11 protein-coding genes and 1 tRNA gene are annotated in these 12,107 nt (G+C 66.9%); 7 read left to right on the top strand and 5 right to left on the bottom strand.

What is annotated here, in order from left to right; genetic code table 11:
* The first annotated feature begins 41 nt into the window (after positions 1–41).
* Genes NFW05_RS05365 through NFW05_RS05335 form a run of 7 tightly spaced genes read left to right on the top strand, consistent with a single transcriptional unit; the run spans position 42 to position 6,908 of the window.
* A complete protein-coding gene (locus NFW05_RS05365) occupies positions 42–776 on the top strand; it encodes a restriction endonuclease subunit S (protein ID WP_295303303.1) in 735 nt (244 codons plus the stop codon).
* A gap of 50 nt (positions 777–826) precedes the next feature.
* A complete protein-coding gene (locus NFW05_RS05360) occupies positions 827–1,582 on the top strand; it encodes a hypothetical protein (RefSeq protein ID WP_295303301.1) in 756 nt (251 codons plus the stop codon).
* Positions 1,583–1,630: 48 nt separating this feature from the next.
* Entirely contained in the window at positions 1,631–2,581 is a 951-nt protein-coding gene (locus tag NFW05_RS05355; protein ID WP_295303299.1) for a hypothetical protein, read from the top strand.
* Positions 2,582–2,585: 4 nt separating this feature from the next.
* Complete coding sequence (locus NFW05_RS05350) at positions 2,586–3,050, top strand: PIN domain-containing protein (protein ID WP_295303297.1); 465 nt, start codon at positions 2,586–2,588, stop codon at positions 3,048–3,050.
* Between the two features lie 5 nt (positions 3,051–3,055).
* A complete protein-coding gene (locus tag NFW05_RS05345) occupies positions 3,056–3,202 on the top strand; it encodes a hypothetical protein (protein WP_295303295.1) in 147 nt (48 codons plus the stop codon).
* Entirely contained in the window at positions 3,187–3,771 is a 585-nt protein-coding gene (locus tag NFW05_RS05340; RefSeq protein WP_295303293.1) for an ATP-binding protein, read from the top strand. The genes NFW05_RS05345 and NFW05_RS05340 overlap by 16 nt, the downstream gene beginning before the upstream one ends.
* Positions 3,772–3,815: 44 nt before the next feature.
* Positions 3,816–6,908, top strand: a complete 3,093-nt coding sequence (locus NFW05_RS05335) for a type I restriction endonuclease subunit R (RefSeq protein WP_295303674.1) — start codon at positions 3,816–3,818, stop codon at positions 6,906–6,908.
* A gap of 558 nt (positions 6,909–7,466) precedes the next feature.
* Here the strand turns inward: NFW05_RS05335 and NFW05_RS05330 are convergent.
* The 5 genes from NFW05_RS05330 to NFW05_RS05310 form a co-directional block, all read right to left on the bottom strand.
* Positions 7,467–7,540 (bottom strand) — tRNA-Thr (locus NFW05_RS05330).
* Positions 7,541–7,658: 118 nt separating this feature from the next.
* A complete protein-coding gene (locus NFW05_RS05325) occupies positions 7,659–8,795 on the bottom strand; it encodes an alkene reductase (protein WP_295303671.1) in 1,137 nt (378 codons plus the stop codon).
* A 187-nt stretch (positions 8,796–8,982) separates the two neighbouring features.
* Complete coding sequence (locus tag NFW05_RS05320) at positions 8,983–9,672, bottom strand: Crp/Fnr family transcriptional regulator (RefSeq protein WP_295303290.1); 690 nt, start codon at positions 9,670–9,672, stop codon at positions 8,983–8,985.
* A 164-nt stretch (positions 9,673–9,836) separates the two neighbouring features.
* Positions 9,837–10,142, bottom strand: coding sequence for a c-type cytochrome (locus NFW05_RS05315; RefSeq protein WP_295303288.1), 306 nt, complete (start codon positions 10,140–10,142; stop codon positions 9,837–9,839).
* A gap of 187 nt (positions 10,143–10,329) precedes the next feature.
* Positions 10,330–12,042, bottom strand: a complete 1,713-nt coding sequence (locus NFW05_RS05310) for a nitrite reductase (protein WP_295303286.1) — start codon at positions 12,040–12,042, stop codon at positions 10,330–10,332.
* Positions 12,043–12,107: the final 65 nt, after the last annotated feature.

Here is a 12,107-nt window from a genome sequence, read left to right as displayed (position 1 = left end):
GAGCTGAAACGCGAACTGGGGGACGCGCGGCGAGTACCGGCGTGATTCCCGGCGACTTCGCGTTGAGTGTCGGCAGACCCGATAAAGAAACTCCATCAGGATGGCGGTGGACCGCGCTGTCCGATGTAGCCCGATTGGAAACAGGGCACACACCGAGCAGGCGACACCCGGAATACTGGGGCGGTGACGTGCCTTGGATCGGCATCAAGGACGCGACAGAGAATCACGGCCGAGTACTAAGCGACACAATGCAGCATACCAACAAGCTTGGAATCGCGAACTCGTCGGCGCGCATCTTGCCCGCGAACACTGTCTGCCTTTCTCGCACGGCCTCAGTTGGTTACGTCGTCGTTATGGGCAAACCGATGGCGACGAGCCAAGACTTCGTGAATTGGGTTTGCTCAGAGGCGATCGATCATCAGTTCCTGAAGTACGTTCTCTTGGCAGAGCGATCTGCGTTTCTCCGGTTTGCGAGCGGTACGACACACCAGACTATCTACTTCCCCGAGGTTAAGGCGTTCCACGTCTGCCTCCCGCCGCTCCCAGAACAACGCGCCATCGCCCACATCCTCGGCACGCTGGACGACAAGATCGAGCTGAACCGGCGGATGAGCGAGACCTTGGAGGCGATGGCCCGCGCGCTTTTCAAGTCGTGGTTCGTGGACTTCGACCCCGTCCGCGCCAAGGCCGGAGGCCGCGACCCCGGTCTCCCCAAGCCCATACCCTTATACACAAGTCTGGGTTTCAGCGGCCGCCAGACGTCCAGCCTCTTCTAAGTGCTTGATTCTCCGTAAGGGTGTTCGAGCGAAGATGTGGAAACGGACGTGTGCAAGTGTCTGATTCTCTTAGGCGCGCAGAGTTGTGTATAAGGGAATGCCCCAAGCCCCTCGCCGACCTTTTCCCCGCCCGCCTTGTCGACTCCGAACTCGGCGAGATTCCGGAGGGCTGGGAGGTGGTGACCCTCGCGGATCTGTCGGCCCTGAATCCGGAGGTGTGGTCCAAGCAGACACGCCCGCCCGAGATCAACTACGTCGATCTCGCCAGCACGAAGTGGGGACGGATCGAGGCGGTCACGGTGCATGACGCGGCCGACGCGCCTAGCCGAGCACAACGGGTGCTTCGGCCGGGAGATACGATTGTCGGCACTGTGCGCCCAGGAAACGGCTCGTACGCTTTCATTTCGGAAGCGGGGCTGACCGGCAGCACGGGGTTTGCCGTGCTTCGTCCGAAGAAACCCCAGTACGAGCAGTTCGTGTACCTCGCAGCTACGGCAGCCGAGAACATCGATGCACTCGCACATCTTGCCGACGGCGGTGCTTATCCTGCGGTCCGCCCGGAGGTCGTCGCTGCCACCCCAGTTGTGCGTCCGGATCATGCGGTACTCGGACGGTTCTCGCTTGCTGCGGGTCCTCTACTTGCGGAGATGGCGCACAACGAGCGCAAATCCCGCACCCTCGCTGACCTGCGCGACGCCCTGCTGCCCAAGCTCATCTCCGGCGAGTTGCGCGTCGGCGACTGCACTGCCGAGAGAGTCGATTCTCTGGATACGCAACTCGCCACTTCTTGCCCCGTTGCGGCATAATCGCCGCGGGTAAGATCCCTGGTCCCCTGACATCGGATCGAGGCTACCGTGAACGTCGTCGAACGCAGCTTCCGTCTTGAAGGCCCGTCCGGGCTTGGAGCCAAACCGCGCCCCGAGTTGATCGGGCCCGTTTTGACGCGTCTGCATGACACTCTCCTAGACGCCGTGCGGATGGGCTTCATGCACTCCAGTCACCCGCGCGGACGTATCCCGCGCGGCATCAAGGCGGCGGCAGACGTGCGCTACATAAGTCATTCGCAGGCTGACGACAACGCGACGCTACTTCGCTTCGAGGTCGCGCCGTTCGGAGATGTGGCGGCCGACCTGTTCATGCAGGCCCGACTCTGGGACGACATGCCCACCCCCGACCAAACGGCCTTCGAGCTGCTGGGCGCGGCACTCGACGACATCGGAACACGACGCGAGGAGAGCAACCGCTTCGATCCCGCATTGCTTCGCCGGATAGCGCGCTACAAGGCCATCTTCCGGCAAGGTTTGTCGAGGATCGTACTGCCGGACGTGGCGGCGCCGCGCCCGAGCCAGTTCGATGCGGCAGTCGTCGATTCGGCCCATGCGCTCTCCAGTGCCACGCCGCTGCCGCGCCGCGTTCGTGTCAACGGTCGCTTGGATCTGATGGGCGTGAGCCAAGGGGTGATCAAGATCCATGTCGCCGGGGGTGCTGTCGTGACCGCGCTCTGGGACAGCGAAGAGCCGATTGCTGAGCTGCGTTCGCTGCTGAACCGCGATGTCGTCTGCGAAGGCATGGGCGTGTTCCGCCCCTCCGGTGCGTTGCTTCGCATCGATGCCGACGCTGTGGCGGCTGCCGGGCCGGGCGATGCTGGCTTCGCGGTAGTGCCGCGTGCACCGAGGGTCGGGGATATCAAGCGGCAAATCCTGCTGAAGTCCGGCGAGGCGTCAGCCTACCGCGACTTGATGGGCTCGATTCCAGCCGAGGAATCCGACGAGGACTTCGCATCGGCTATCGAGATCATGAGCTGAACCCGTGTCGGCACCTGCGTATCTGCTCGATACCGGGATCGTGCTGCTGGCGACGCGCGACAGCCATGCTTCCAAGGTCATTGACGCGCAGTTCGCGCTGAGCGCGTCGAGTTTCCGTCCGGCGCTCTGCGAAGTATCCGTCGGAGAACTGCTGGCCTTCGCCAACGCCAACCACTGGAGGGATAAGCGCAAAGCTGCCCTGATGGGGAAACTGAGGACGACCTTGATCATCCCGATCTCGCATCCTGGGGTACATCAGTGCTGGGCGGATATGCAGTCGGCGTTGCAGGCTGCAGGCGTGACGGTGGGCCAGAATGACCTCTGGATCGCTGCCACGGCCAGCGTGACCGGACTGACGGTGCTTTCAACTGACAGGGACTTTGGGCACTTGGTGACGCGGGGTTTAGCCCACGCGGTGGTCGTCGATCCGAAGACCGGCGTCCTAGTGCCGCAGGCGGCACACGGATGACCGCGATGGGCAGTTTTTCCGAGTCCGTCGTCGAAGACGCTACGCTGACTTGGATGGAGGGCGCGGGCTGGCAGGCCCGGGACGGCGCCGAGAACGACCCCGGGGATCTGTTGCACATCGCTGCGACTACGAGCAGGTGGGTCTTCCTCTAGGAGCCTCGCGCGAGGCGCTGGCCAACGCCTTCGTCCACCGCGACTACGCGATCGGCGGCGGCTCGGTGAGCGTGGCGCGGTACGACGACCGGCTGGAGATCATCTCCATCGGCGAACTGCACTTCGGGTTGACCCCCGAGGCGCTGTTCCGGGAGCATGAGTCCAAACCGTGGAATCCGATGATCGCCCGCACCTTCTACCGGCGCGGCATCATCGAAACCTGGGGCCGGGGAACGCTGAAGATCGCCCGGCTGATGCAGGAACGCGGGCTGGAACCGCCCACCGTCGCGGTGCGCGAGGGGGCGGTGGTGGTCACGTTCGCGCTGCCGGCGCTGGTGAAAACGCCAGAGAAAACGCCGGAGAAAACGCCAGAGAAAACGCCCCGGACGACCCAGGCGGCGATTCTGGAGTTGCTGCGGGACGGCCCGCATCTGACGGTGGCCGAGCTGGCGAGGCGGCTGGACCGCTCCGAGAGCGCGATCAACCGCGCCATTCGCCAACTGCGCGAGTCCGGCCGCCTGCAGCGCATCGGCCCTGACAAGGGCGGCCACTGGCGGGTGATCAGGTGAGCGGCTCCAACGAATCCATCGTCGAACGAGCTGGGCTGGCCTAGCTGGCGAGCGCTGGCTGGCAGGTCCGAAGCGGCGCCGAGATCGCCCCGGGCGAACCGGCCGCCGAGCGCGACGATTACGCGCAGACCGTCTTGCCCGGGCGTCTTCACGATGCTCTCGTGCGCATCAACCCGACGCTGCCCGCCGAGGCGCTGGACGACGCCTTCCGCAAACTGACGCGGCCCGAGGGCGCCGATCTGCTGACGCGCAATCGCAGCCTGCATCGGCTGATCGTGGACGGCGTGACGGTGGAGTACCGCGACGCCGACGGCAGCATCCGTGGCGCGCAGGCGCGGGTGATCGACTTCGACGACCCCGCCGCGAACGACTGGCTGGCGGTGAACCAGTTCAGCGTGGTGGAGAACAAGCACGCCCGCCGGCCGGATGTGGTGCTGTTCGTCAATGGTCTGCCGCTGGGCGTGCTGGAGCTCAAGAACGCGGCCACCGGGAACGCCACCCTCTGGAGCGCCTTCCAGCAGCTCCAGACCTACCAGGCGGAGGTGCCGACCCTGTTCGGGTGCAACGCGCTCCTGGCGGTGTCCGACGGCGTCGAGGCGCGGGTGGGCACGCTCGGCGCGGGCCGCGAGTGGTTCAAGCCCTGGCGCACCGTCGCGGGCGACACGGTGGCGGGTGCCCACATGCCCGAACTGCAGGTGCTGATCGAAGGCCTGTGCGCGCCGCGACGCCTCCTCGACCTGCTGCGCGACTTCATCGTCTTCGAGGACGACGGCAGCCGCATCGTCAAGAAGATGGCCGGCTACCACCAGTTCCATGCGGTGCAGGTGGCGGTGGGCGAGACACTACGCGCCGCGGAGCTGCAACGCGCGGCCGTTGGCGTTGCCGAGCCCGAGGGCCGCTACGAGGCGGGGCGCCAACCCGGCGGCCAGCCCGGCGACCGGCGCGTGGGGGTGGTGTGGCACACGCAAGGGTCGGGCAAGAGCCTGACCATGGCCTTCTATGCCGGCCGCATCATCCGCGAGCCGGCCATGGAGAACCCGACGCTGGTCGTGCTCACCGACCGGAACGATCTCGACGATCAGCTCTTCGCCACCTTCGCCCGCTGCCGCGACCTGCTGCGCCAGCCGCCGGTGCAGGCGGAGAGCCGCGCGCAACTGCGCGAACTGCTCAGCCGGGCGGCGGGCGGGGTGGTGTTCACCACCATCCACAAGTTCTTCCCGGAGGAAAAGGGTGACCGCCACCCCACCCTCTCCGACCGGCGCAACATCGTGGTGATCGCCGACGAGGCCCACCGCAGCCAGTACGACTTCATCGACGGCTACGCCCGCCACATGCGCGACGCGCTGCCACACGCCTCGTTCATCGGCTTCACCGGCACCCCCATCGAGCTGCAGGACGCCAACACGCGCGCGGTGTTCGGCGACTACATCAGCGTCTACGACATCCAGCGCGCCGTGCAGGACGGCGCCACGGTGCCGATCTACTACGAGAGCCGCCTCGCGCGGCTCGCGCTGGACGAGTCCGAGCGGCCGTCGATCGACCCGGGCTTCGAGGAAGCCACCGAGGGCGAGGAGGTCGAGCGCAAGGAGAAGCTCAAGAGCAAGTGGGCGCAGCTGGAAGCGGTGGTCGGCGCCGAGAAACGCATCGCGCTGCTGGCCCGGGACATCGTCGAACACTTCGAGAAGCGCTGCGAGGCGATGGACGGCAGGGCGATGGTCGTGTGCATGAGCCGGCGGATCTGTGTGGACCTCTACGAAGCCATCGTCGCGCTGCGCCCCGACTGGGGCTCGGAGGACGACGAGCACGGCGCGCTCGAGGTGGTGATGACCGGGTCGGCCTCGGATCCGGCCGACTGGCAGCGGCACATCCGCAACAAGCCGCGGCGGGAGGCGCTGGCCAACCGCTTCCGCGAGCCGAACGACCCCTTCCGGCTCGTGCTCGTGCGCGACATGTGGCTCACCGGGTTCGATGCGCCGTGCCTGCACACCATGTACCTCGACAAGCCGATGCGCGGCCACGGCCTGATGCAGGCCATTGCCCGTGTGAACCGCGTGTTCAGGGACAAGCCGGGCGGGCTGGTGGTGGACTACCTGGGTCTGGCTCAGGAGCTCAAGCAGGCGCTTGCCACCTACACCGACAGCGGGGGCACCGGCCGGACGGCGCTCGACCAGGACGAGGCGGTGGCCGTGATGGTGGAGAAGTACGAGGTCTGCGCCGGCCTCTTCCATGGCTTCGACTGGTCGAAGTGGACCACCGGCACACCCCCGGAGCGGCTCGGCCTGCTGCCCGCCGCCCAGGAGCACATCCTCGCCCAGGAGCGGGGCAAGGACCGCTGCGTGGCCGCAGTGCGCGCGCTGTCCCAGGCCTTCGCGCTGGCCGTGCCGCACAGCAAGGCCCTGCGCATCCGCGACGACGTGGCCTTCTTCCAGGCGGTGCAGGCCGTGCTCGCCAAGCGCGCGCCGGGCGATGCCCGACCCGAGGAGGACATCGAGCATGCGGTGCGGCAGATCATCTCCCGCGCCGTGGCGCCCGAGGGGGTGATCGACATCTTCGCCGCCGCAGGGCTCGCCAAGCCCGACATGTCGATCCTGTCGGAGGAGTTTCTCGCCGAGGTCCGCCGCATGCCGGAGCGCAACCTCGCGGTGGAGTTGCTGGAGAAGCTGCTCAAGGGCGAACTGGCCACCCGCCGGCGCAAGAACGTGGTGCAGGCCCGGTCCTTCGCCGAGATGCTCGAGCAGACCATCCGCCGTTACCAGAACCGGGCGATCGAAGCGGCGCAGGTGATCGAGGAGCTGATCGCGCTCGCGGAGGACATGCGCCAGGCGCAGGCACGCGGCGACGCGCTGAATCTGTCAGAGGACGAACTCGCCTTCTACGACGCGCTGGAGACCAGCGACAGTGCCGTGAAGGTGCTGGGCGACCAGACCCTGCGGACCATCGCGCAGGAGTTGGTGCGGATCGTCAGAGCCAATGTGACCATCGACTGGACGCTGCGCGAGAACGTCCGCGCCCAGCTGCGCGTGCTGGTCAAGCGCATCCTGCGCAAGTACGGCTACCCGCCGGACAAGCAGGAGAAGGCGACCGAGACCGTGCTCGAACAGGCCGCGCTGCTGTCCGGGGACTGGGCGGCGGGCTGAGGCCCTTGCCTTGACCCACCCATACTGGCGGCCGGGTCGCACGGCCGCCGGCCTGCTGCCACCGAGCAAGGGGTGTGTTCGCTTCAGATCAGTGTTTCTGTCCGTCCCGATTGCCTGAGCAATCGGGAACCCTCGTGGACGCGGGACACCACTCCCGCTGTTGTGCCGCCTTCCTGCTTCCTGGCCTGCCCGGCACGGCCTTGGCCTCGGTGGCGCTCGCTGTGGCGAGTCGGCCCACCGATCGAGCCCCTGCCGCGTGAGCGGCGCCCCGGGGCTCGCGGGGTTGCGCCAGGTCGATCAGACCGTCGGGCGCCGATGTCGCGATCGCTTCCCTTCAGCGTCGGGCAGGTCCTCGAGCAGTTCCGGGCCGCACTGATGGCGCGCGACGGGGCCTGGCCGCCGATCCGGTGCTGCCAGTCGCCTGGCGTTTGCCACCGCAGCGGGCTCTGACTCGGCGGAGTTGATCCGGGCTGATCGAATCAGGTTACATGGGGGCTACATCGAACCCGGAAAACAGCGAGGCCACCCGTTGGCGATGGCCTAGGTGCTGGATTGTGTTGGTGCCCCCACTCGGAATCGAACCAAGACCTGATGATTACAAATCAACTGCACGACCTTCATGCTACGGGGGCAGAGCGGCAGCGCGACGAATTATAGCCGAAGCCGCCAGACGCTGCGCGATCGGCGAGCGCCGCCTCGCGCAGATCAAGCGGGCGCCACCGGTAGGAGCGCTCGAAAAGCGGCAAGCGGTCAGCCGGTCGTCGCGCTTCCGCCGACCGCACCCGCCGACATGGCCAGCGTCGGGTAGTCGGTGTAGCCCTTTTCGGCGCCGCCGTAGAAGGTCTTGGCGTCCGGCTCGTTGAGCGGAGCCCCGCACGCGAAGCGCTCGGGCAGATCGGGGTTGGCCAGGAATGGTCGCCCGAAGGCGATTGCATCAGCAATTCCGGCAGCGAGCAGCGCCTCGGCGCGGTCGACGGTGTAGCCGCCGGCGAACACCAGAACGCCGTGATAGCGCTCGCGCAGTCCGGCGCGAAAAGCCTCAGTCAGCTTCGGGCCGCCGATCCAGTCGGGCTCGGCGATGTGCAGGTAGGCGAGCCCGCGCGCGTCGAACTGCGTCGCCAGGTGATGGGCCATCGCTTCGGCCTCGCTGTCGCTGATGTCGTTGAACGTGCCGAACGGCGAAATGCGGATTCCGGTGCGTTCGGCGCCGACTTCGGCGATCAGCGCGTCGACGACCTCGAGCGTCAGCCGGGCACGGTTGGCGACGCTGCCGCCGTAGGCGTCACTGCGCTGGTTCGTCCCGGTACTCTGGAACTGGTCGAGCAGATAGCCGTTCGCCGCGTGGATCTCGACGAGATCGAAGCCTGCAGCCATCGCCCGACGGCCGGCAGCCCGGTAGGCGGCGACGACCCCGGGCAGCTCGGCCGTGTCGAGGGCGCGCGGCAGGTCGGTCGAGACCAGGCCCATGCTGCCGTCGGGACGGACGGCGAAGGTCTGCGCCTTCGCCTTCACGGCCGACGGAGCGACCGGCTGTCTGCCCTCGGGCTGGAGGGTGCGATGCGAGATTCGGCCGACGTGCCACAACTGCAGAGCGATCCGCCCGCCGGCGGCATGCACCGCTTCGCTGACCAGTCGCCAGCCGGCCTGCTGGGCATCGCTGTGGATTCCCGGCGTCCATGCGTAGCCCTGCCCTTCGGGCATCACCTGCGCCGCCTCGCTGACGATCAGCCCGGCCGACGCGCGCTGCGCATAGTAGGTCGCGTTCAGTGCGGTCGGCACGTTGCCCGGTTGGCCGGCGCGCTGGCGGGTCAGCGGGGCCATGAAGATGCGGTTGGGTGCGGTCACGGCCCCGACGCGAACGGGGGTAAGCAGTCTGCTGGCAAGCATCATGGACTCCTCGAGGATGGGCACGGCGGTGGCGACGCGGAACGGCCGGTCTTTGCGGCCAGCCGCCGCGGGGCACGTGGCGGCCAGCGGCTGTGCCGCCAGCGCAGAGTCTACACCGCTTTCGGGTGTCGATCCCGGCTACCGGGACGCCGGCCAGCGAGCCGCGCGCTGCGCTCGGCGCCGCGCGTCAGGCCGCGTAGGCGCGCAGGCGGGCGACGTCGGGGATGTGGATCCGACGCGCTTCGACGGCGATCAGCCCCCTGACCGAGAGCTCGTTGAGGATCCTCGAGAAGGCTTCCTGGGTCAGACTGAGGCGCGAGGCGATGACGTACTTGGTCGCCGGCAGCGTCACGGTGAGCGCCCGACTACCGTCCGGCTGGCTGCGCAGCAGATAGTCGACGACCCGCCGGCAGCCGGAATAGAGCGAGCAGGCCTCGACGTCGCTGATCACCTGGTGAACGCGCTGGCAAAGCCCGGTGATCATCTTGCGCACGAGCAGCGGATCCCGGTCAAGTTCGTCGAGCAGCGTCGCGCGACTGATGTGCAGGAGCAGCGACTCCTTCAGCGCCTGGGCGGTGAGCGTGTAATGGTCGTCGAGGAACAGTTCGGCCTCGCCGAAGGTTTCACCGGCCTCGAGAATCTCGAGGACCTTCTCGCTCCCCTGCAACGAGTGCAGCGCCAGCTTGACCTGACCATAGACGATCAGATGCAGGCCGGTCGGCGTCTCTCCCTCGCGGTAGATGACTTCGCCTCGCGCCACCGCCACAGGCTGCGTACCGGCGGCGATGCGGGCGACCTCTCTGTGGTCGAGGCCGTTGAACAGCGGCACGTTGACCAGCAGGCCGCCGGTGTCGATCGGGTTTTCAGGCCGGTGCATCGCTCGCCCGAGCCTCCCCAGTCTCCGCCCGGCGGCGCACTCGCCGCGCGGCGCCGAACGCCCTGCCCGGGTACCCGGCTGGCCACCGGGAGCACCGCCGGGCGGTACGGTGCTCCGCGAAACCGCTGATCACCCTCCTTTCGGCCTGCCTGCAGAGCGACCGATCACTTCAGGCTGAGGATCCACTTGACCAGCTTGTTCGCCTCCTCGGGGGTCACCGAGGGGTTCGGCGGCATCGGAACCTGTCCCCAGTTGCCCTTTCCGCCCTTGATCACCTTCTCGGCGAGCATCGCCTCGTCCTTGGCCGTGTACTTCTTGGCCACGTCCTTGTAGGCCGGACCGACGAGCTTCTTGTCGACGGCGTGACAGGCCAGGCAGTTCTTCGACTTGGCCAGCGCTTCGTCGGCGTGGGCCAGGCCGGTCGAGACGAGGCCTGCTGCGGCCAGCAGGCAGACGGAAAGCGGCTTCATTTGATGGCTCCTTTGACCGGAGGCGAATCGACCCTCCCGGGTTGACCGCCGTCCCTGGTTGACAATGACAGACTCGTGCCTGCGGCAAACGCGAACTGCTCGGCGCGCCCGCAGCGGCAGGGTCCCCCGAGCCGAGTGAGCGGGCTCGGGGGGTGGGCCCGGCGACACCGGGCCCGCGGGGGAAGGATCAATAGACGTCGTTCTGCGTGTTATAGACGTTGAACTTGCCGGTCGGCGTGATCAGCCGCGGATCCTTGATCACTGCCTTGAGCTTGCGCGTCTTGTCATCGACGACGACGACCGCCGACTCCTCGCCGGCACCGCTCCACACCGAGAACCAGACCTCGTCGCCGGCGCGGTTGTACTCGGGCTGGACGACGCGCTTGCTGCCCGGCTTGACTCCGGCCCACTCGCCGATCGGCAGACGCTCGTAGCCCTTCCCGAGGTTGTTGATGTCGAACACGGCGACCGACTGCGAAACGGCCGGGTCGGGGTTCAGCGGCGCGTCGACCCACAGGTTCTTCGACTTCGGATGCGCCTTGATGAACAGCGAGCCGCCGCCCGAATGGGCGATCGTCTCGACGACCTTCCAGGCGTATTGCGGGTGCTTGACCGGATCGGTGCCGATCAGCGTGATGCTGTCGTCGCCGAGGTGGCTGGTCGCCCAGACCGGCCCGTACTTCGGATGGACGAAGTTCGCACCGCGGCCCGGGTGCGGCGTCTTGCCGACCGAGACGACCGCGGCGAGCTTGTCTTCCTTGGTGTCGATCACCGCGATCTTGTCCGAGGCGTTGGCCGCGTCCATGAAGTAGCGACCGGTCGACTCGAAGCCTCCGTCGTGCAGGAAGCGCGGCGTCTTGATCATCGTCACCTTGAGATTGTTCAGGTCGCTGTAGTTGACCATGTGCACGACACCGGTCTCCTTGGCATTGACCAGGAACTCGGGGTGGTAGTGCGAGGCGACGATCGCCGCGACGCGCGGCTCGGGGTGGTACTCGTTTTCGTCGGAGGTCATGCCGCGGGTGGCGACGATCTTCAGCGGCTTGAGCGTGTCCCCGTCCATCAGCACGTACTGCGGCGGCCAGTAGCTACCGGCGATCGCGTAGCGGTCTTCGTAGCCCTTGTACTTCGAGGTCTCGACCGAGCGCGCCTCGAGGCCGATGCGGATTTCGGCGACCGGAGCCGGCTTGGCCATCCACAGGTCGATGAGCACGATCTTCCCGTCACGGCCGATCACGTAGAGATAGCGGCCGGACTTCGAGAGGCGCGAGATATGCACCGCATAACCGGTGTCGAGGACCTCGACGATCTTCTTGCTCGCGCCGTCGATCAGTGCCACCTTGCCGGAGTCGCGCAGCGTCACCGAGAACAAGTTGGCGAGGTCGAGCTTGTTCATCTGGCTCTTCGGACGCTGCTCGGGCGGAACGATGACCTTCCACGTCGCGTTCATTTCCTTGAGCCCGAACTCCGGCGGCAACGGCGGCTCATGCTGGATGTAGCGGGTCATCACGTCCACTTCCTGTTCGGACAGGGTTCCGGATGTCCCCCAGTTCGGCATTCCGGCCGGCGATCCGTAGTGGATGAAGGTCCGCAGGTACTCCGAGCCGCGGTCGATGGTGATGTCCGTGGTCAGCGGCTTGCCTGTCGCACCCTTGCGCAGCACGCCGTGGCAGCCGGCGCAGCGCTCGAAGTAGATCTTCTTGCCGACCTCGAACTCAGCCTTGGTCATCGGTGGCGACTTGGGATTCAGCGTCTGCATCATCTCGGCGCTGCCGACCGGCGACGGCCCACCGACCTGCATCCGCTGCTCCACCGGCCCCTTGCCGGACGCGGCTTCCTCCGCGCCCAGGTTGCTGATGGCCAGAGCGAGCACTCCCGCTGCCGCAGCCCATTTGTTCATAGCTTTTACTCTCACATGATTAGCCACAATGTTCAGCAAACCTGATCACGCGCTCTGGCCGAGGT

The sequence above is a fragment of the Accumulibacter sp. genome (assembly GCF_023806625.1).
In the GTDB taxonomy this organism is placed as follows: domain Bacteria; phylum Pseudomonadota; class Gammaproteobacteria; order Burkholderiales; family Rhodocyclaceae; genus Accumulibacter.
Note: the sequence above shows the minus strand (reverse complement) of the source record. Positions and strands in the feature narration are given on the sequence as shown.

Coding starts and splice junctions, on each gene's coding strand:
- NFW05_RS05345 (WP_295303295.1), top strand. CDS start 3,056: ATGGGCAGTTTTTCCGAGTCCGTCGTCGAAGACGCTACGCTGACTTGG.
- NFW05_RS05325 (WP_295303671.1), bottom strand. CDS start 8,795: ATGCTTGCCAGCAGACTGCTTACCCCCGTTCGCGTCGGGGCCGTGACC.
- NFW05_RS05320 (WP_295303290.1), bottom strand. CDS start 9,672: ATGCACCGGCCTGAAAACCCGATCGACACCGGCGGCCTGCTGGTCAAC.
- NFW05_RS05315 (WP_295303288.1), bottom strand. CDS start 10,142: ATGAAGCCGCTTTCCGTCTGCCTGCTGGCCGCAGCAGGCCTCGTCTCG.
- NFW05_RS05310 (WP_295303286.1), bottom strand. CDS start 12,042: ATGAACAAATGGGCTGCGGCAGCGGGAGTGCTCGCTCTGGCCATCAGC.